The following is a 19,835-nucleotide window of genomic DNA, read 5'->3' as shown; positions in this document are numbered from 1 at the left end:
ATAAAGTAATTTAGTGATAATCACACTTAAAAATAGTTAAGCTTGAGCGCCCGAACTACAAAACATCTTCTTACCGGGAACAAGGTCAAAACAGGTTTAGCTTTTGACCTTAGCTCCGGCATAAATTGTACTGAAAGGTTAGTGAGCGGAACTATCACGAGCCTGGCAAATTCAGATTAGTGATCCGAGAAAATCACCCAGGCAACACAATATTGCTGTCTGCCAGCGATCCCATATTGTTATGCATCGCACACGCCGCATCGACAATATGCATCGCCAGTGCAGCACCACTACCCTCGCCTAAACGCATCCCCATCTGCAAATACGGCTCCAGACCTAACTTGTTCATCGCGATCACTGCACCTTTTTCCGCCGATAAATGCGAAGGAATTAAGTAATCACGCACGCCTGGTGCAATCTGGCAGGCGGCTAGTGCTGAGGCATACGACAGGAAACCATCGAGTACAACCGGCAGGCCAGCTGCTGCCGCACCGAGCATCACGCCCGTCATGCCGACCAGGTCAAAACCACCGACTTTTGCCAGTACGTCGATACCGTCCGCCGCATCTGGCTGATTGGTTTCGATAGCTTTGCGTACCACGGCAATCTTGTGGTGCAGTTTGTCACCAGGGAAGTTAGCCCCCATGCCCACCACATCATCGGGTGAGCTGTCGGTTAACACGCTGACCATCGCCGCTGCTGGGGTGGTATTTGCCATGCCCAGTTCACCCACACCAAACAGCGTGACACCTTCCGCGGCTTTCTGCATGGTGAGTTGCATGCTTGCCAGCAGTAAGTTTTCAGCCTGCTCACGGCTCATCGCCGGGCCTTGTGCAATGTTGCCACTACCACGCGCCACTTTCATGTCCAGCACGCCAGGCAGTGCATCGCTGTCGATACCGACATCTACCACGTGAATTTCGGCACCCACGGTCGCGCCCAATACGCAAACGCCAGTGTTATGGCGCGTCATATTCATCGCCTGAATTGCGGTGACGATTTGCGGGGAAATCGCCACGCCTTCTGCGTACACACCGTGGTCAGCACACATCACGAGAATGGCTTTGCGTTCGGTGTTCAGGCCATTTTTCATGCCCGGCATTCCCGCCAGTTGCACCGCTAACGCTTCGAGGCGCCCAAGGCTGCCAAACGGTTTTAGCAGGCCGTCAATATGTTGTTGTGCGCGAGCCATTGCATCGCTATCAAGCGGGGAAATTGTTGCCAAAAGGGAGTTCAGTGTTTGCATTTTTTATTCTCAGATTCACATGGGTAATAATTATTTGGGTGAAGACAATCAACGCAGCAGCGCCAGTAAAAACACCACTTCGCCCAGTTCAATCGCCGCACCGAGCGTGTCACCGGTCTGCCCGCCAAGCGTGCGCTTCAACATCAGGCCAAGGCCATACATCGCCAGTATGGTGATGACCAGCGCCAGCAGCCCGGAAGCTGGCAGCAGAACCGTGCACAGCACCGCGCCACCGATCAGCGTCAGCAATGCCTGCGTACCGGTCACTTTGCCGATAAACAGATTGCCCAGCCCTTGCTCACGCGCATATTTATGGTTGTACATCAGCAACACACAAGCACTGCGCCCGGCAACAGAAGCCGCCGCCAGCACCATCAACATATTGTTGCCGCGCAGCGAAAGTTCGCTGACCACCAGCACTTTGGTGACAATCACAAAGATCAGCGCCAGTCCGCCGTGCGTGCCAAGGCGGCTATCGCGCATGATTTCCAGCATCCGGTCACGGGTCCGCGCCGAGAAAATGCCATCGCATGTATCGGCCAGGCCATCGAGATGAAAACCACCGGTCAAAAGCGCGAGCGCCAGCACATAACCCATTGCGGCTAAAGGTAAACCCGCCCAGGGTTGCAGCAGCGTAAACACGCCTCCAGCCAAAGCGCCCAGCAGCAGGCCAACAAACGGAAACGTCACGATACCGCGCACGTACTGGTGCGTTTCGATACCATCCGCCCAGCGCGCGCGCACCGGAATGCGGCTCATAAACTGCAAAGTGGCGAAGAACAAACGGAAGATCATTTAATTTTTACTCCAATCCCTGAAACAACCAGCCAGACCTCGTCGGCACGCTGGGCCAGGCGCTGGTTAACTCGCCCGGCAATATCGCGGAAATGCCGCGCCAGGCGGTTTTCCGGCACAATGCCCATCCCTACTTCGTTGGTGACCAGAATCACCTCCGCAGGGCTTGATTCACAGGCCGCCAGCAAAATGTCTATTTGCTGGTTCACCACCTGTTCCATCGACTCAAAATCCCAGTCGTCTTCAGGTTTATCACCCGCCGCGTCATACATCACGTTGGTGATAAGCGTGGTGATGCACTCCAGCAGTACGGCCTCATGGCGCTGGTTTTGCTGATGAATCACCGTGTCTAAATCACGATACTGCTCAACGGTTTGCCAGTGTGCCGGGCGACTGTCGCGGTGATGCGCAATTCGCTGTTCCATTTCAGCGTCGAAAATTTTCGACGTGGCGATATACAGCACACGCTCAAAGTTTGCCGCCAGTTGTTCGGCGTGGCGGCTTTTCCCGCTGCGTGCGCCGCCTGTAACTAATTTCATACCGCTTGCTCCTGGTGCTCACGCATAATCTGGTAAATCTTTTCGATATTAATGTGTTCGCGCATAGCGTCGGCCAGAATATTAAACTGCTGATCTTTATGATCTTGATAGTCGAACACCTCACCTTCCCAGGCCTGCAACCCTTTGCGCAGGCGCAAACTGTCGAGCAGGCTGCGGGTAAACTCGCCGCTATCAAACAGGCCATGCAGGTAAGTACCCAACACGCGGCCATCTTCACTTATTGCACCGTCAAGATTGTGATAAGGCTGAGTATTACACTCGGTGAAAGTGGCAAACGGTGCGGTATTTTCGCCGCGCTGCGTTTCGCCCATATGGATTTCATAGCCCTGCAAAGGAGTACCTGAACTGGCGGCGAAAATACCCGGCAGTTGCGCCTGAACAAGCCCTGTGACGCGCGTCGTAGTTTTTTCACTGGCAAAACGGGTCACCACATCCAACAGGCCGATACCCGGCATTTCGCCAAGCCCGGATTCTACTTCGTCGTAAATATGCTGCCCGAGCATCTGGTAACCGCCGCAAATTCCCAGCACCGCACCGTGATTACGATGATGCGCCAGCAGCGCCTGTTCCAGGCCGTTTTCACGCAGCCAGCGCAGGTCGCCGAGGGTATTTTTACTACCCGGCACAATCACCAGGTCACTGTTTTGCAGTTCATCAGGCTTGGCTACATAACGCAGGCGCACATCAGGCTGTGCGGCCAGCGCGTTGAAATCAGTGAAGTTCGACATGTACGGCAATTTCAGCACCGCTATATCCAGATCTTTCGCTGTCACTTCGTCGTATTTTCCGCGCTGCAACACCACGCTATCTTCGTCTTCCAGATCGACATTCAGCCACGGCATCACGCCCAAAACCGGCACGCCGGTTAACGCTTCAATCTGTTCGATACCGGAATAAAGCAGCGCAACATCACCGCGAAACTTGTTGATGATAACGCCTTTGACGCGCCATTTTTCATGCTCCAGCAGCAGCGCAATGGTGCCGTAAATTGCCGCAAACACGCCGCCACGGTCGATATCGGCTACCAGAATCACCGGGCATTGCGCCAGTTCAGCCATACCCATGTTGACGATATCGCGGTCGCGTAAATTGATTTCCGCCGGACTGCCCGCCCCTTCGAGCACCATCACATCATGTTCTGCCGCCAGGCTTTGATAGACTTCGCGGATTTGCGTTTTCAGCTGCGGTTTGTAGTTGTGATAGGTCACCGCGTCCATGTTGGTGGCAACTTTGCCCATCAACACCACCTGCGCTTTGCAGTCGCTGGTGGGCTTGAGCAGCACCGGGTTCATGCGTACATCGGGGGCAATCCCTGCCGCTTCGGCCTGGAAAATTTGCGCGCGCCCCATCTCTTTACCGTCCGGCGTAATGCCGGAATTGAGCGCCATATTTTGCGATTTAAACGGTGCGGTGCGGTGTCCATCCTGGGCGAAAATCCGGCAAAGCCCTGCCACCAGCATGCTTTTGCCCACATCAGAGGCGGTGCCCTGAACCATGATTGAAAGGCTCATACTGCTTCCTTTGCAACGCGTAAGGCGTCGAATAATTGAGTTTCGGTTTTGCACAGCGGAAAGCCGAGTTCGCTGTGTAATTTGACCAGCCACGGCTGCACCAGCCCGGCTTCGCGCAGCATGTCTGGCTGGCTAAACACAAAGCCTGGCTCGCCTGATGCCACGATTTTGCCGCCGTTCATCACATACACGCTGTCGCAAACTTCATAAATCAAATCAATATCGTGGCTTGAGATCACCACATGTTTACCCTGCGCAGTAATACGGGCAATGATTTCAATCATCTGCTGGCGGCCCGAAGGGTCAAGCCCGGCGGTCGGTTCATCGAGCAATAAATAGTCGGCTTCCATCACCAGCGCCCCGGCAATCGCCACGCGTTTCTTTTGCCCGTGGCTAAGATACTGAATCGGTTTGTGGCGGAAAGATTGCGCATCCACCAGCTGAATAGCGTGTTCGACACGGCGGGCGATTTCGGCTTCATTCACGCCAAGGTTGCGCAAGCTAAACGCGATATCGCTGTCGATATCGGTATAGAAGATTTGTTGTTCCGGATCCTGAAACACGGTGGTGACGCGTTGGCGGTGCTCAATCAACCCGGCTTTGCTGTAATTTATCGCTTTGCCCTGCCACAAAACTGCGCCGTTCTTCGGGCGCAAAACACCGTTAAGGTTCATAAACAGCGTGGATTTTCCACAGCCGTTTGCACCGACGATTCCCGTTACCGGCTGCGCCCCAAAATCAAAGGTCAAATCGTGCAGAACGGTATCGTCCTGATAGCAAAAAGATAAATTTTGGGTTGTCAGCATCGGTGCGGTTCTCACAGGTGGAAATCACCCTGGTAAAGTTTAACATCCAGCGTCGTGACCATTTGTTGGTATCGCAGCAGCACGCGCGAAAAAAGCATGCTGACTAACATGGCAAGCGAACGGTAGCCACCAGGCAGCGTACGATAACCGAAACGCAATGTCTGAGCACGGTGAATGGCCTGTGCTTCGTCCAACAGGATAAAAATAAAACGCCAGGTGAGCAGGATTTGCTCTGTCAGCAAACGCGGAACACGCAGGCGTTGTAGCAAGATAATCAATTGCGGAAACGGCAGGTTCAGCACCAGCCAGTAAGTCGCGGCCAGAGCCGCAAGGCTGCGCCAGAAGGTCTGGTTTGCCATCACGAGGCCCTGCGCATCAATGCCGATATAAAACGAGCCGAGCGGCACACTCCACAACAAAGCCTGCGCGTGGTGCGCGGCACTAAAGATAATCGTCACCACGCCGACCAGCAAAAAGCCCAGCGGCACCGCCAGCCAGCGCAAATAACGCACTGGCCCGACGCGCAACAGCCAACAGGTAAAAGCGGCAATCACTAGCAGCAAAACCGCCTGCCCGACGGGCGGCAATGCAAACGCCAGCACCATCATCACCAGATACAGCGCAAATTTGCGCAGCGGCGAAACACGGCACCAGCGGCTTTGGTAACTGAGTTTATCAATCCCCAGCATGGTCTTCGCGGCGGCCCCGGTAATAGCCAAGAATGTAGAAAATGACCGCCGTGCCAAGAGAGCCTTGCAGGGTAAACAGCAGGCTCTCGATTTCACCGCTCGCAGGTTCATAAAGCGGCTGGAACCACGGTTTGTAATGCGGGGCGACGACCAGTATCTGGCCTTCCGCCTGGTCGTCAGAACCGCCGTATTCACCACCGTGAGGTACAAAGAACGGCACAATCATCAGCCCTATTACCAGGGCGAGCAATATCAGCGTCTTTTTCATCTTATTGGCTCCTGGCAGGAAGCAGTTGTCGTTTGGTTAGCTGGTCGTAAATCATCACGGTGAGCAAGCCTTCGGCGATGGCAATTGGGATCTGCGTCAGGCAGAAGATACCCATGAATTTCATCGAGGAACCGGTAACGCCAAAGTGCGGATCGGGGAACGCGACACCGAGTTGAATCGAAGTGACAAAGTAAGTAGTTAAGTCAGCAATCATCGCACACAGGAACACCGCCACATCGCGGCGAAAGCCCGCTTTACATGCCAGTTTCCACACCAGATAACCGACAACCGGCCCAATAACCGCCATCGACATGCCGTTGGCGCCAAGCGTGGTCAGGCCGCCGTGTGCCAGTAACAGTGCCTGGAACAGCAGCACAATGGCGCCCAATACCGCCACAACGCCCGGGCCGAACAGAATGACCGCAAGGCCAACGCCAGTTGGGTGTGAACAGCTTCCGGTAACCGAGGGGATTTTTAGCGCCGAAAGCACAAAGATGAACGCACCGCAAAGTGCCAGCAGCACTTTCTGGTTGCTGTCATGTGCTACGATTTGGCGCAAACGCACCAGCCCGACGTACAAACACGGCAGGAACAGAATCCACCATGCCAGTGCCCACATTGGCGGCAGGAAACCTTCCATAATGTGCATCGCGAAGGCTTCTTGCGGCACGATGAGCAACAACATCCCCATGCCCAGCCCGCTTAGCGAGAGTTTTTTAAGTAGTGATTCCATGAATTAGCCCCGATTACGCCATTGCTTGTTAACTAAAATGGTCGAGAAATACGGCAGTTTCTGGTCATCAGGCACTTCGTTAAGGTTTCGCCAACATTGCTCGCCCGGTAATGTCGCTTCGGCCATTAACACGGCGTGGTCGATAAGCCCGAGGTGTTGCAGCAGCGCTTTGATTTGCGCGAAACGCCCGTAGACTTTCATCAACACCACGCTGTCATGCGCGCGCAATGCTTCTGACAATGCCTGATGTGATGCGGTGCAGGACATCACCGCCAACGACTGTTGTTCCATCGCTAATGGCAACTGCGCCCGCGAAGCGATAGCGGCAAAAGAGGTGACGCCAGGGACGATTTCCAGCCACTCCGGGTTGCCGATACGTGCCAGCAAAAACACCCAGGTGCTGAACAGCATTGAATCACCGAGCGTGATAAACCCGACCTGTTTACCCTGCTCCACTTCGTGTTGCAGCGCCGCCGCGGTTTCATCCCACACCACCGCTTTTTCGTCGTTATCGGCACTCATTGGGAAGTGGCAGGTGCGTATTTCGGTAGTTTCACTGAGGTATTCACGCACAATGGAAAGCGCCAAGCTGTCGCCGCCTTTGCGCCCTGCTGGCGCGTACAGCACATCAAGCTTGCCAATGATGCGCGCCGCGCGAACAGTTATCAGGTCACTGGCGCCAGGGCCGGTGCCGAGAGCATATAAACGGCCGGTCATGCTGCCACCTCCGCCGATTTTTCCAGCGCACGCTGCAAATGGTTCACGAACATGGCGCGAATTTGTGGGTTTTCACCCAGCCCCTGCAACCAGGGTTGCGCCTCAATACCCGCTTCCTGTAACTGAGTTTTCCATGAGTCTTCTTCATCAGATGCCATGTCGTTAATGGCATGGTCGCCCGCCACCAGCATTAATGGCATCAGGTGTACTTTGCGCACCTTTTCTTGCAGTAAACCGCGCACGATAAGGTCGATTTCCGGGTAGCTTTCTACCGCGCCAACACGCGCAGGTATCTGGCGCGCCGCCATTAAGTGGTCGAGACAGGCATAAGCAGAAAACGCATGGTGACTGGCACCGTGGCCCATAAACACTACGCGCTCATCGGCTTCAAGTGCTGGCATCTGGCTTTGCAAAGCACTAAGCAGCAGCTCGTAATCATTGAAATCGCTGAGCAATGCTGTGCCCAATGCCAGGCGCTGGAACAAATGGCTGTACGCCTTAACTTCACGGGAGATTTTTTCGTACTCGTCACCATTAATCACATGCAACGACTGCACAGCCACATCCTGATAACCCAGTTCAGCAAGGCGCAGCAGTGCCTGCGCAGGTGTATCGATGTCCAGGTTATCGCGGTTTTTTAATTTGCGAATAATCATGCCGGAGGTAAAGGCGCGGAACCGATCGCGGTCGGCAAAGGTGCGGCCAAGTTGTTCTTCACAGGCAACAATATTTTTGGTGCAGGTGTCGTGGTAACTGGTACCAAAACTGATAACTAACAGGGCTTTCTTCATGATTTTCTCTCTTGCAGCCAGCGTGTGACACGGCGGCTCACATCTTCACGGCTTTCCAGTAATTCAGGGCCACAAACCAACGGTTGCGGGCGAGTGACCACCACACAGGGAATGTTTCGCGCCAGCGCCGGGTTCACTTTGTCGAGATAACCGCCTTCGGCACCGGACTCTTTGGTTATCACCACATCGGGCGCACAGAAGTCATAAGTGGCGGCGTTAAACTCAGCGCTGAACGGGCCGCGCAGCGCAATAATATTGTCGACGCCTAACCCCAGCGCTTCGCACTCGGCAATCACTTCGCTGGTTGGTAACACCCTCACCAGCAACGTTTTCCCCGGTAAACCTTGCTGATACGCCGCCAGCTCTTTGCTGCCGGTGGTCAACAGTACGCGTGGGCCGAATGTTTGCGCCACGGCACAGGCGGCTTGCAGGCTGGCCACTTTGTGCAGCAACGAGTGTTCCAGATCATTGAGTTCACTACGGCGTTGGTAACGGCTAAGGGTGACCCCTGCCGTTTCGCAGGCGCGGGTAATGTTGTGGCTAAGCAGTTCGGCATACGGGTGCGAGGCATCAATCACCCATTGCACCGCATGGTTCACCAGCCAGTCAGCAATTTCATCGCTATCAATACGCCCGACGCGAATCTGCCCGCCAATATTGCCTGCCAGCGATTCCCCGACCGCCGTCGCCACCGAAAGCGTGTACGAAATGCGGTGTTCATCGAGGATCTGGCAAATAAACCGGGCATCGCTGGTGCCGCCAAACACCAGCACCTGCTTCATAACGTCGGAAGTCGCTTCGCTATTGCGACCTACGAGAGGCAGCGTTTCACTCACAGCTCGTAACCTCGGGGGTAATCATTAAGCCGTTGCGTACAAAGGTCGTTTTGTTGCCGACGATCACCAGACTCGTCATATCAACCGGTTCAAAGTCCATCTCGCCAAAGGTGGTCAGCCATTTTTGTTCTTTCTTGCGCCCAGCAGCTTTCACGACACCCACCGGGGTTTGCGGGCGGGTAAATTCGCGCATTAATTCAAATGCCCGTGCCAGATGCGCTTCGCGGCCACGGCTGCGCGGGTTATAGAAGCAGATAACAAAATCAGCGGAAGCGGCGGCGATAATGCGCTTTTCGATAACCGGCCACGGCGTGAGTAAATCGCTAAGGCTGATATGGCAGAAATCGTGCATCAGTGGCGCACCCAACAACGATGCGGCAGCGATACTGGCGGTAATCCCTGCCACGAGGCGCACTTCAATATCCAACTGTTGTGAAGTCACCAGTTCCAGCACCAGCCCCGCCATACCGTAAATTCCGGCATCACCGCTGCTGATTAACGCCACTTTATGCCCGGCTTGCGCCAGTTCGATGGCGGTCTGGCAGCGTTCGATTTCTTTGCACATGCCGGTTTTGATCACCTGTTTGTCGCCGGTTAAGGGCTTCACAAGGTGGGTATACGTTTTATAGCCGACGACAATTTCCGCTTCTTGCAGGGCAGCAATGGCTTCCTGAGTCATCATGGCTTCACTGCCAGGGCCAATGCCGATTACCGTTAACATCTGTCTGAAACTCCTAAAGTTATGGTGACGCCCTGCTCTCGCACAGTGCGGCCGACCAGGTTTCCGTTGCTCATCAGCCATGCTGTTGGCTGTGACACGCTGCCAACACCCAGGGTCTGGCGCACAAATTCCGATGCCGGAAAGCGGTGCTCATGTTGGGAAAGTTGGTCAACGCTAAATAGTTCAAATGGGATTTGATGCTGCTGTGCCAGCTCCAGCAGTGCAGGCTCATCTTGCTTGAGCATCACACTGCCGATGGCGCGCAACGCCAGCGGGTCAAAATGGTTTTCCGCCAGTTGCTGACGGAGCAGCGCGGCCACGGTTTGTGGCGGCGTGTCACGGCGGCAGCCGATGCCTGCGACGACGCGCTTTGGCACCAGTTTATAAACGGGAATAGTTAACGCAGGCTGCGAATCACGCAGCGTGACGCACACCAGCGCATCAAGCTCTGGCAATGCATCCAGGCTTTCGACCGGGATTAAGCCACGCGTGTCGTAACGCTCAGCATCTGGCGCAAATTCGCTGCCCCACCACAGGCCAACGCGCTGCTGGCTGACCAGCATTTGGTTGACCGTTTTCACCGCCAGGCGAAAACCCTGCATGGTGGCGTCAAGTTTTGCGGCCAGCGTATCGAGTGCCGCCAGTTGGTTAACGTCTGTGGCGGTGGTGATGACCGGATCGGCACCTAAAATTTCAGCCAGTTCACGGGTGAGTTCATTGGCCCCACCCATGTGGCCGGAAAGCAGGCTGATCACGTGTTCTGCACGTTCGTCCATCACCACCACCGCCGGGTCTTGCAGTTTGTCGCTCAGCATTGGCGCAATCACCCGCACCACAATTCCAGTCGCGGCGATAAACACCAGTGCGGAATACTGGCTAAACGCCTGCTGTACTGTTTGGGCAAAGCTGCCGCCGAACGGGATAAAACCCGGTTGCAGCAGCTTTTCACTGGTAAAGCAGGTCACGGGTAACGCATCACGCAGACGTTGCGCTAAAGCCACGCCACCGGGCGTCAGGCAAAACAGCGCAATCGACTCAGGCTTTGCGGTATTCATGGCTGAACCCTGCGTCGTAAAGTTTCGAGTAGTGATACTCCTCACCCAAAAACGCCCCAACCATAATCAGCGCGGTTTTACGGATCCCGGCCTCACGTACTTTTTCGGCAATATCGCTCAGGGTGCCGCGCAATTCCTGGCAGTCCGGCCAGGTGGCTTTATACACCACAGCAACGGGTGTATCAGACGGGTAACCGCCTTCAATAAGGCGCTCTGCCACGCGGTTGATGCGCTGTACCGAGAGGAAAATCGCCATCGAGGTCTGGTGTCTGGCAAAGGATTCAAGTTGTTCGAGCGGCGGCATCGGCGTGCGGCCTTCGATACGCGTGATGATCAGACTCTGGGAGACTTCCGGCACGGTGTATTCCACGCCAAGCTGCGCGGCGGCTCCCAGAAATGCGCTCACACCTGGCACTGAAACGTAGCCGATGCCAAGTTTGGAGAGGGTTTCACCCTGTTCACGAATTGAGCCATACAGTGAGAGATCGCCCGTTTGCAGGCGCACCACCAGCTTGCCCGCTTTGACACCGTTTTCCATCAGCTCGATAATTTCTTCGAGATTGAGCGCGGCGCTGTCGTGGCATTCGGCGCCAGGCTGGCAGTAATCCAGCAGTTCCGGGTTGATCAGAGAACCGGCATAAATCACCACTTCGGCCTGTTGCAAGATGCGGTAGCCTTTCAGCGTGATCAGCTCTTTGTCGCCCGGACCTGCACCAACGAACCAGACTTTGCGGGTATCAAATAACTCAGTCATTGCTTCCTTCCTTGCGACAAGAGATCAAATAAGTGGGATTGTTCGGTTTGAAGTAGTGCCCGCTGCCAAGCGTTGTGAGGTTTGCCACCTGCAATTGCAGGCAGTCGAAATCGCTCACCGCGCACTGTTCAAGGTGAGTGAGCGCGCAGGTTAAGTTTTCGAGCAGGATGAAGGTCATCACCAGCCGTCCGCCGGGCTGTAAATGCGCCAGCGACCAGTCGATAAGTTCGGTTAGCTGCCCGCCGCTGCCGCCGATAAACACCGCATCGGCCATCACGTTCAGCGCAATCGGCGCGTAGCCACTGATAATCTCAACGTTCGGGCAGGCGAAAAGCTCGCGGTTTTCCGCCATCAGCGCCAGCGCGTCGGGGTTACGTTCAATCGCACTCACCTGCAATTGCGGGTAACGCATCGCCGCTTCAAGCGACACGCTGCCGGTGCCTGCGCCAATGTCGATAAACCGTTTAGCGTTGTGAAGTTGCAAGCGGTCGAGCGCCTGAGTGCGCACCACTTCTTTGGTCATCGGCACGCGTGCGCCACGTAAAAACAGATCATCTTTCATTGAGAATTATCACCACATTCATCGCGTAGCTTTGCGCCACATCAGCGGCTCGCAGGCGATGGATTCGTTCATCTGCTGACGAAAGTTTCTCGCCAATAATGAGAATAGGATTGAGGCCACGCATCAGAAATGCCTGGGCGATGGCATACGGCCCGATAATGGTGTCGGTCACCATTGCCACTTTTTGGTGCGCCACAATCGCTTTGAAATCGGGTTCACGCCCATGGCTGCTGGTGATCCATAAGTCGTTCATATCGACGGCGGCTTTGGCGCACAGATATTGAACCGAGCTAATACCGGGAATGATACGCAGCTGTTCTGGCGGGAAACTTGCTGACAGGCGTTTGCCAATGCCATAAACCAGCGGGTCGCCGGAGGCCAGCACCACGACTCGAAGATCGATTCGTGCACGAAGCCAGTCGATTAAGGCGTCGAGGTCGCTATCCAGCAGGCGCGTTTCACCGCTGAACTCAGGGAAAAGTGCCAGCTGGCGTGCGCCGCCGACCAGTATTTGCGCCTCACTGATGGCGTTGTGTGCCTGGAAGGTCAAATATTCACGGGCGCCGGGGCCAATGCCTGCGACGGTCAGCATCGCTTTTCTCCAGCAAGATCCTGCGCAATCTCAGCCACCGGGCGGCTACTGCCTAAAACCTGGTTATCGAACGAGAACAAAATGGCATCGCACTTTGGCGGGGATTGGGTAAAACGCAGCATCTCTTCCACGCGTTCACAAATGCGAATCGCCAGCCGTTCGAACACGCTTTGCCAGCCCTGTTCGCTGATGATTTCGAGTGCCGCTTCTGTGGTGTCGCAGCGGCTTACGGCTTCCAGCAACGCAAACGGCGCGCCCATTAATGCCAGGTGCGCAACCAGCGTTTCCATGCGCCCGTCGGCAATGTGGCTGTGGGTGTGGAAAATCCCGGCGGCAACCTTCACCAGTTTGCCAGGATGGCCAATCAAGACGATGTGGCGATACTCAAGGCGCACCGCTTCCTGAATCATGTAGCCGACGAAATTGCTCATCGTCACCACGCATTCACAGTCCAGCCCCAGTTGCTCGCGAACAAAACGCTCGCCGTGGTTCCCCGGCACCAGAATGACTTTGTCCAGTCCGGCGGCGCGCTTCATTTCCAGCTCGAGTGCCAGCGAACGCTTCCAGCTCTCTTCGGACATCGGCATCACAATACCGGTGGTGCCGATTATCGAAATGCCGCCCAAAATCCCGAGGCGATGGTTGTAGGTTTTCTTTGCCCGCTCTTCACCTTCCGGCGCAAAGATTTCAATTTCGGCACCACGTTCCGTGCCGATCACCTCACGCACCGCCGCTTCAATAGTCTGGCGCGGCGTGCGGTTAATCGCTGATTCACCAATCGGCAAGCCGATCCCTTTGCGTGTGACTTTGCCGACCCCGGTGCCGCCACGCAGTGTGATAACACCGCTGTCATTAAGCTGCACGCGGGCGAAAATCAGCATGCCGTGCGTGGCGTCGACATCATCGCCGCCGTCTTTACGGATTGCCGCCGTCGCCTGCTGGCCTTCGATAATCGGCATTTCAACGTTGAGATGCAGTGTGACGCCCGAAGGGGTGACGATAGAAACCTGGTCGATCACATGCTGGCGCAATATCATCAGGGCCGCGACTTTTGCCGCAGCAGTGGCGCATGAACCGGTGGTATAACCTTTCCGGTATGCCTTGCCTTTATGCCAGACGCAATCGGCGGTTTGCTCGCTCACTGAGCCTCCCGCAAGCGGTAAAGCAGCGCATTCACAATGGCTGCGGCAACGTTACTGCCGCCTTTGCGCCCACGGGCGGCAATGGCGGGTAAGCCGCTTTCAACCAGCGCTTCTTTAGACTCCTCAGCCCCGACAAACCCGACGGGCACGCCGATAACGGCTGAAGGTTTGGCCCCTAACTCTAACAAGCGGAACAGTGCGGTCGGCGCGTTACCAAAGACAAAGACTTTCTCGCCTTCTTCCTGCAAGGCGAGATCCACCGCCGCCATTGAGCGCGTCACACCTTGTTCTTTGGCATGTGCCACCACGCGCGGGTCGCTAATAAAACAACGGCAGCTGCAACCAAACTCCGCCAGCAGGTTTTTGTTGATGCCCGAAAGCACCATTGTGGTATCGGTATATAAAATGCAACCACGCTGCAAACTGGCGGTCAGTTTTTCGATAACATCGGGTGAAAACCACAAAATATCCAGCCACTCAAAATCGGCGGTGGTGTGAATAACGCGCTTGATCATCGCCTCCTGAGTGGCATCGTTAAAACGATATTCCGGGCGCTCAGCGGCAATAATCTCACTGATAATTTCAAAGCTGTTTTGCTCGATAAGCTGCGGTTGTTGCAAGTAGTTCATTGGGTGTCCTTAAGCGGTGCCAAGCGCGAGTGCGCGCAATGCGGCGAACAGCAGCAAAGCTTGCAGTGAGGCCAACATCATGAGTTGAATGGTGCGGGTAATATCGTCGAGCGCGATGCCGCGCCGTTCATCACCCATCCAGGGTTTTTCTACCCGTTCGCCAAAATAGGTGTTCGGCCCGCCCAGGCGGATACCCAGCGCACCGGCAACCGTGGCCTCAGGCCAGGCGCAGTTCGGGCTGCTGTGCTGATAGCGGTCGCGCCAGCCGATGTGCAATGCGCGTCTAAAATCAGCTCGCACGAACCAGGCCGAGATGCTTAACAGCAGCCAGCTCAGGCGTGCTGGAATAAAGTTGGCGACGTCGTCAAGGCGAGCGCTGACCATACCGATAGCGCGGTATTTTTCAGTTTTGTAACCCACCATTGAATCAAGGGTGTTAACCGCTTTGTAGGCCATGGCCAGCGGTGCGCCGCCCAGCATTAAGAAAAACAGCGGTGCAATCACGCCATCAACGCTGTTTTCAGCGACGGTTTCTACCACCGCGCGGGTGATTTGCGGGCGCTCAAGTTGCGAGGTGTCGCGCCCGACTATCCAGGATAATTTCTCGCGGCTTTCAGCCAGCGTGCCGTCTTTTAAGGCGCGGTAAACCTCCATTGCTGCATCCCCCAGGCAACGGGCGGCAAGCACGGTGTAAATCATCCACACCTCAACCAACCAGCCGAGCCACACAGATACCTGGTTTGCGAGGTGCAATACTCCCCAACTCACACCCCAGGTCGTGCCCACCACAACCAGCCATAACACACCGCCGCCGATTTTCAGTGCACGGTCGCTTTTGCAGCACCGGCGTATCTGGCGCTGCATAAAGCTGATGAGATTGCCAATCCAACGCACCGGATGGGGCCAGTGATGCGGGTCACCGAGCCAATAATCCAGTAACCACGCAACAGCCCACGCAAGGAGTGTCATAGGTGGTTCCTCGCAAGTGCTAACCAGCGATTGAGTAATGATGGACGTTGAGCGAAATGAACATGCAGGTAACTTGCAAAGGTCGCATGATGCTGAAAACCGCCCTGCCAGCGCGAAATAGCAACACCATCGCGCCATTTGCAACAATCGAGAGCTGCGGGTAATGAGCCGCTGAAATCTGAATAATGGAATTCGTGCCCGCGCAGGGTTTCGCCTTTTTTGGCAAGTAACGTGTCGTGTAATGCCGTGGCTTCGCAGTAACCGAAACGTGTTAGCCGTTTGCCCATCTGGCTGTGGCCTGGCAGCACGCCACACATGGCATGGGTTTCATCATTGCCGTCAGTCAAAGATTCACCCAGATACATCAACCCGCCACATTCGGCATACAGCGGAATGCGGCGTTGATGCGCTTCACGCAAGGACTCACGCATGGCGGAATTGGCAGCAAGTTTTGCGCCATGGACTTCGGGGTAACCGCCGCCGAGCCAGATCATCTGGCTGTCGGGGAGTCGGGAGTCATGCAACGGGCTGAAACGCTGGATTTTCACCCCGGCCTGCTCGAGCATGTCGAGGTTATCCGGGTAGTAAAAGTTGAAGGCTTCGTCTTCGGCAACGGCAACGGTTAGCCCATGCGCTAAGGCTTCGTCAGCAATCGCGGGAGCTTCGCCGTGCGGCAGAGAATTTAGGTGAGATAACGCCAGCAGGCGGTCAATATCCACAGTTTCTTCAAGCTGCTGCGCCAGGCGCTGCCAGCGTTCATCTTGCGGGGAGTGTTCTTGTGCCGGAACAAGACCAAGGTGGCGCGAGGGTAAAGCGACATCGGCCATAACGGGTACTCGCCCCAACACCGGTAGCCCGCAATATCGGGTAATCGCATCGGCAAGCAACTGATAATGGCTATCGCTATTAACGCGATTAAGTATGACTCCGGCAATGTTAAGCGTGGGGTCAAAGCGCTGGAAACCCAGGACTGTGGCAGCAATGGACGTGGACACAGCTTTGCCATCTACCAGCAAAATCACCGGGCAACCGAGCTGTTTTGCCATAGCCGCGCTGCTGCAATAGTTGGGGTCCGTTCCGTAACCGTCGTACAGCCCCATCACGCCTTCGATAACGGCGACATCAGCGTGCTGCATTTGTTTTGCAAACAGACCGTTAAGGGTTGGAGTGGGCAGCATGAATGCATCGAGATTGCGTGAGGCAATGCCGGACACAGCACTGTGCCAGCCGCTGTCGAGGTAATCGGGGCCGATTTTGAAAGGTTGAACGCGCAGACCGCGCAGCATGAGGGCACGGAGCAGCCCGAGCGTGACGGTAGTTTTGCCACAGCCGCTGCTGGTTCCTGCAATGACGAATGCGTGTTTCGCTGCCCCTGCCATAATTGCCTTTTTACTTACTTCGGCAAAATGCGGATGTCAGCACGTGCGCGCACCTTGCGGCTGCACGCATCTGATGACAACTGGCTTCCCACCGAAGGAGTTGTTGTGAGTCCAGATAATTCGCAGTGCAGGCAAGGCTCTGCAAGTTGAAGTATCAAAAGTATTCTGACGAGTCGGTCTTCTGGCTTAGCTTCATCCTCATCCGCCCTTCCCAATCAAAGATCAGTGGTTACGCGGGTTCGTCGGCATCACAGCAGCGGGGGCTGCGGGGGAGTTTCACCCCCTTCCCAGCCATGTGTCACACATGGCATAAACGAGTCAGTTGTATCGTGCATGATTCTCAAATTATCATGCACGTGAATATGTAAAAGCTGGCACAGTGTAAAAGCTAATAGATATTGAGTGTTGCGCTATAACAATTTTTACTGATTTTTTAAGCCCTGAGGTAATGAAATAATGAATCCCAGCATAAATGAGCGTTGCCCAAAAGATGGCTGAAGCGAGCTGCCCGGCATCTTGTGGGGAATTTATTCAGGGATGGATTAGCGGCAGCGAAAAACTGGTGTCCTGCCCGATAGACTGGTTTAGCACCGTTGAAGTGCGTGATGGTGCAAAAAAACCAACTGAGCGCCCGCGTATGCGCCAGATACTGGAACAGGTGGTGGCGTATTTTGGTCACCCCGCTGCATTATCAGAGAGCCTGAGCACCGCTCTCGAGTCCACGATCCCCGTAGGTAAAGGCCTTGCGAGCAGCACCGCAGATATTGCCGCAACGGCAGTGGCGACCGCCCGGTATTTGGGTGAAACGCTCAGCGAATCCACCCTTGCGGCTTTATGTGTAAACATTGAACCGACCGACAGCACGATTTTTGTTTTGCCGACGCTTTTCTCCCACCTGAATGCGCAAACTCAGTTTAGCTGCCAGGCCGCGCCAGCTATGGATATCCTGTTGCTTGAAAGTGATACCACGATTCTGACTGAGGACTACCGTCGTCATCAGCGCGAATCTGCGTTAATTAGCCATGCCGCAGTACTTGATGACGCGTGGCTTCGCTTGCAACAAAGTTGCAAGATGCAAGAGCCTCGCTTGTTGGGAGAAGCCGCCACGCAAAGCGCGATCGCCAGCCAGGCGTTACTGCCAAAACCGATGTTTTCGCAGCTGTTAGCGCTAGTTGAAGAGTTTGATTTATTCGGTGTGAACGTGGCGCACAGCGGGAGTGCTGTGGGGTTGATGCTTGATACCAGTAAGCATGATGTTGGGAAATTACTCTGGCAGATTAATCAGTTCGCTATTGATGTGCCTTATCCGCAGCAACATCTGGTGAAGACGATTGCAGGCGGCGTGCGTTAAGTTCTTGCGAAAAAAAACCGCCGAATCGGCGGTTTTCACAATTAACACTAATTTCCCTAAATAATTCAAGTTGCATCAAGGCGGCAAGTGAACACAGCCAAGGCAGAGGCAGCTCGAAGTATGGCGGGTAAATTTACTCGGGTTTGATTTCACCCATCACTTTCAGTTTTTTGGAAATTTCACGACGCTCTTTAGACAGTTCAGCATTCTTGATGATGTAATCATCAACACGGTCTTCGTAGTCGGTTTTCATGCTGGCAATGATGCCCTGAATAGCTTCAATGCTCATACCTGGCTTAATGTAGTCACTCAGGTTATCAAGAAGCAGAACACGTTTTGAGTTATCACGGATCTTTTTCTGAACGTCCTGAATCTCACGCTGCAGTTTGTTTTTACGACGGAACAGACGCACAAACTCAAGCACGTCCTGGAAAGAAGGTTTAGTTGGTTCCATTTTTATACCCCTGCTAATTTCATACTCGGATTCGTTAAGACAACCGCCATAAGATTACCTTAATGGTAGCGGCGGCCGCTGACAATTCTTTTATCCCCGTCCGTTCCGGGCTCTATAGCCAAACAGTACAGGCGATTAGTCTCTTTCGCTATCTTAACCTCAATTGGTGCTGAATCGAAACCAGCAATTCGCTCCGCACCCCGCAATTATTTACGTAACGCGCGGCAGATCAACTGCGAGAGTAATTCCAGTTGACGAGCAAGCTCCAGACTCAACCAGACATAACCGTGAATTGGGGTTTCCTGAAGTTTCCCATTTCCCCCTTCCTGCATGAGCTGGCGCAATTCGCTGACGATCTCGGTCAGCTTTTCGTTATTAGCAGAAATCGGTGATGGGTTACCGTCATGCAATGCATGGGCAATCGCAGCGAGTGTGCGTTGCGTCATCTGCTGAGTATCACGCAGAGTATGAGCATTGATCATCAGGAAATGGCTCTCTCGGGAAGCCCAGTAAGCATTGATTTGCAGCTCAAGCGTGCACACCATATTACGGCTGACAGTTTGTATCGCTTCGAAAATAGATTTCTGGATGTGCGTTTCTTTGCTGCTCGGCCCAATCAGTGCGCGCATTTTCACTACATCGGTCAACACCTGATGCAGATGTTTTTCCAAACGCGGGCGCTCCAGCAAGTTCGGAGAAAAACCTGCGTTATAAACCCGACCAAAGGCGGTGACGAAATTCGCCATTTGAATGCGCCAGTGGATAAACGCACGCTGCGGATAAATACTGGTAAATAGCATTGCGAGTAATGATCCGAAGATAACATCACCACTGCGCCACAACGCAATTTCCATATCACCAGCCGGTGCACCCACTACGACTGCGAGGGTAATACCAATCAGCAGAGCCTGATACGGGCGTTTCCCCAGCGCCAGGTAACCGCAAATAAACATCGCAAAAGCGCACCAAACCAGCATCAGCGGCAGAGAAAACAGCTCCAACCTTAGCGCAATAAGCCCCATGGTTGCGCCACAAATGGTGCCGCCAATACGTTCAAAGGCGCGAGGTACTACATTTCCCCAAAAGGATATTGGCCCCATCACCACCACTAAAGTGATTAATGGCCATGTGCCTTCCGGAACTTTCAGAAGATGAACTATGAGAAAGGTAAGAACAAATGCCAGCGCGATACGAACGCCATGCACAATTCGGTAGTTGCGATAAACGCGTAGTTCAAACGGACTTAGTGATTTGTCGGGGCGCACACCCGGCTCT

The 19,835-nt window shown here is 54.5% G+C and carries 23 protein-coding genes and 1 riboswitch; of the genes, 1 reads left to right on the top strand and 22 read right to left on the bottom strand.

What is annotated here, in order from left to right:
• Positions 1-193 precede the first annotated feature (193 nt).
• The 20 genes from cobT to AC0IXI_RS08625 are packed head-to-tail and all read right to left on the bottom strand — an operon-like array spanning position 194 to position 16,755.
• Positions 194-1,246 (bottom strand): nicotinate-nucleotide--dimethylbenzimidazole phosphoribosyltransferase, encoded by a 1,053-nt coding sequence (gene cobT / locus AC0IXI_RS08720; RefSeq protein ID WP_422568306.1) that lies wholly within the window; start codon positions 1,244-1,246, stop codon positions 194-196.
• Positions 1,247-1,294: 48 nt separating this feature from the next.
• Positions 1,295-2,038: an adenosylcobinamide-GDP ribazoletransferase gene (cobS, locus tag AC0IXI_RS08715; RefSeq protein WP_064512146.1), complete on the bottom strand. Its 744-nt coding sequence runs from the start codon at positions 2,036-2,038 to the stop codon at positions 1,295-1,297.
• Positions 2,038-2,580, bottom strand: coding sequence for a bifunctional adenosylcobinamide kinase/adenosylcobinamide-phosphate guanylyltransferase (cobU, locus tag AC0IXI_RS08710; RefSeq protein WP_064512096.1), 543 nt, complete (start codon positions 2,578-2,580; stop codon positions 2,038-2,040). Before cobU ends, cobS begins: the two co-directional genes overlap by 1 nt.
• The gene (locus tag AC0IXI_RS08705; RefSeq protein WP_471682269.1) at positions 2,577-4,112 is read right to left on the bottom strand and encodes a cobyric acid synthase; all 1,536 of its coding nucleotides are present in this window, start codon (positions 4,110-4,112) and stop codon (positions 2,577-2,579) included. The genes cobU and AC0IXI_RS08705 overlap by 4 nt, the downstream gene beginning before the upstream one ends.
• Complete coding sequence (locus tag AC0IXI_RS08700; protein WP_424222911.1) at positions 4,109-4,918, bottom strand: ATP-binding cassette domain-containing protein; 810 nt, start codon at positions 4,916-4,918, stop codon at positions 4,109-4,111. Before AC0IXI_RS08700 ends, AC0IXI_RS08705 begins: the two co-directional genes overlap by 4 nt.
• 11 nt (positions 4,919-4,929) lie before the next feature.
• Positions 4,930-5,607 carry an energy-coupling factor ABC transporter transmembrane protein gene (locus AC0IXI_RS08695; protein WP_471682268.1) on the bottom strand — a complete coding sequence of 226 codons (678 nt, stop codon included), beginning with the start codon at positions 5,605-5,607 and terminating at the stop codon, positions 4,930-4,932.
• Complete coding sequence (locus AC0IXI_RS08690; protein ID WP_064512101.1) at positions 5,594-5,875, bottom strand: energy-coupling factor ABC transporter substrate-binding protein; 282 nt, start codon at positions 5,873-5,875, stop codon at positions 5,594-5,596. The genes AC0IXI_RS08695 and AC0IXI_RS08690 overlap by 14 nt, the downstream gene beginning before the upstream one ends.
• Position 5,876: 1 nt before the next feature.
• Positions 5,877-6,608 (bottom strand): cobalt ECF transporter S component CbiM, encoded by a 732-nt coding sequence (gene cbiM, locus AC0IXI_RS08685; protein WP_034458382.1) that lies wholly within the window; start codon positions 6,606-6,608, stop codon positions 5,877-5,879.
• A gap of 3 nt (positions 6,609-6,611) precedes the next feature.
• Entirely contained in the window at positions 6,612-7,325 is a 714-nt protein-coding gene (locus AC0IXI_RS08680) for a cobalt-factor II C(20)-methyltransferase (RefSeq protein ID WP_064512105.1), read from the bottom strand.
• Positions 7,322-8,116, bottom strand: coding sequence for a sirohydrochlorin cobaltochelatase (cbiK, locus tag AC0IXI_RS08675; protein WP_064512106.1), 795 nt, complete (start codon positions 8,114-8,116; stop codon positions 7,322-7,324). The genes AC0IXI_RS08680 and cbiK overlap by 4 nt, the downstream gene beginning before the upstream one ends.
• On the bottom strand, positions 8,113-8,898 hold the full coding sequence (locus tag AC0IXI_RS08670; RefSeq protein ID WP_424222914.1) for a cobalt-precorrin-6A reductase: 786 nt from the start codon (positions 8,896-8,898) through the stop codon (positions 8,113-8,115). Before AC0IXI_RS08670 ends, cbiK begins: the two co-directional genes overlap by 4 nt.
• A 46-nt stretch (positions 8,899-8,944) precedes the next feature.
• Entirely contained in the window at positions 8,945-9,673 is a 729-nt protein-coding gene (locus AC0IXI_RS08665; RefSeq protein ID WP_471682267.1) for a precorrin-3B C(17)-methyltransferase, read from the bottom strand.
• Positions 9,667-10,728, bottom strand: a complete 1,062-nt coding sequence (gene cbiG / locus AC0IXI_RS08660) for a cobalt-precorrin 5A hydrolase (protein ID WP_471682266.1) — start codon at positions 10,726-10,728, stop codon at positions 9,667-9,669. The genes AC0IXI_RS08665 and cbiG overlap by 7 nt, the downstream gene beginning before the upstream one ends.
• On the bottom strand, positions 10,709-11,482 hold the full coding sequence (locus AC0IXI_RS08655; RefSeq protein WP_064512113.1) for a cobalt-precorrin-4 methyltransferase: 774 nt from the start codon (positions 11,480-11,482) through the stop codon (positions 10,709-10,711). Before AC0IXI_RS08655 ends, cbiG begins: the two co-directional genes overlap by 20 nt.
• Entirely contained in the window at positions 11,475-12,044 is a 570-nt protein-coding gene (locus AC0IXI_RS08650; protein ID WP_064512116.1) for a decarboxylating cobalt-precorrin-6B (C(15))-methyltransferase, read from the bottom strand. Before AC0IXI_RS08650 ends, AC0IXI_RS08655 begins: the two co-directional genes overlap by 8 nt.
• Complete coding sequence (locus AC0IXI_RS08645; protein ID WP_413498551.1) at positions 12,034-12,636, bottom strand: cobalt-precorrin-7 (C(5))-methyltransferase; 603 nt, start codon at positions 12,634-12,636, stop codon at positions 12,034-12,036. The genes AC0IXI_RS08650 and AC0IXI_RS08645 overlap by 11 nt, the downstream gene beginning before the upstream one ends.
• The gene (gene cbiD, locus AC0IXI_RS08640) at positions 12,630-13,778 is read right to left on the bottom strand and encodes a cobalt-precorrin-5B (C(1))-methyltransferase CbiD (protein ID WP_471682265.1); all 1,149 of its coding nucleotides are present in this window, start codon (positions 13,776-13,778) and stop codon (positions 12,630-12,632) included. Before cbiD ends, AC0IXI_RS08645 begins: the two co-directional genes overlap by 7 nt.
• Positions 13,775-14,407, bottom strand: a complete 633-nt coding sequence (locus AC0IXI_RS08635) for a cobalt-precorrin-8 methylmutase (RefSeq protein ID WP_064512122.1) — start codon at positions 14,405-14,407, stop codon at positions 13,775-13,777. The genes cbiD and AC0IXI_RS08635 overlap by 4 nt, the downstream gene beginning before the upstream one ends.
• 9 nt (positions 14,408-14,416) lie before the next feature.
• The gene (cbiB, locus tag AC0IXI_RS08630; RefSeq protein WP_471682264.1) at positions 14,417-15,376 is read right to left on the bottom strand and encodes an adenosylcobinamide-phosphate synthase CbiB; all 960 of its coding nucleotides are present in this window, start codon (positions 15,374-15,376) and stop codon (positions 14,417-14,419) included.
• The gene (locus tag AC0IXI_RS08625) at positions 15,373-16,755 is read right to left on the bottom strand and encodes a cobyrinate a,c-diamide synthase (protein ID WP_471682263.1); all 1,383 of its coding nucleotides are present in this window, start codon (positions 16,753-16,755) and stop codon (positions 15,373-15,375) included. The genes cbiB and AC0IXI_RS08625 overlap by 4 nt, the downstream gene beginning before the upstream one ends.
• Positions 16,756-16,913: 158 nt before the next feature.
• Positions 16,914-17,085: riboswitch (cobalamin riboswitch) on the bottom strand.
• A gap of 160 nt (positions 17,086-17,245) precedes the next feature.
• Here AC0IXI_RS08625 and AC0IXI_RS08620 point away from each other — a divergent pair.
• On the top strand, positions 17,246-18,106 hold the full coding sequence (locus AC0IXI_RS08620; RefSeq protein WP_422568320.1) for a GHMP family kinase ATP-binding protein: 861 nt from the start codon (positions 17,246-17,248) through the stop codon (positions 18,104-18,106).
• A 133-nt stretch (positions 18,107-18,239) separates the two neighbouring features.
• Here the strand turns inward: AC0IXI_RS08620 and AC0IXI_RS08615 are convergent, their stop codons facing one another.
• Positions 18,240-18,560: a DUF496 family protein gene (locus AC0IXI_RS08615; protein WP_064512128.1), complete on the bottom strand. Its 321-nt coding sequence runs from the start codon at positions 18,558-18,560 to the stop codon at positions 18,240-18,242.
• Between the two features lie 206 nt (positions 18,561-18,766).
• Positions 18,767-19,825 (bottom strand): FUSC family protein, encoded by a 1,059-nt coding sequence (locus tag AC0IXI_RS08610; protein WP_064512130.1) that lies wholly within the window; start codon positions 19,823-19,825, stop codon positions 18,767-18,769.
• Between the last annotated feature and the right edge of the window lie 10 nt (positions 19,826-19,835).

Source organism: Buttiauxella sp. AC038 (assembly GCF_979253565.1).
The sequence above is the reverse complement of the archived record's forward strand: the minus strand, read 5'-3'. Positions and strand labels throughout refer to the sequence as shown.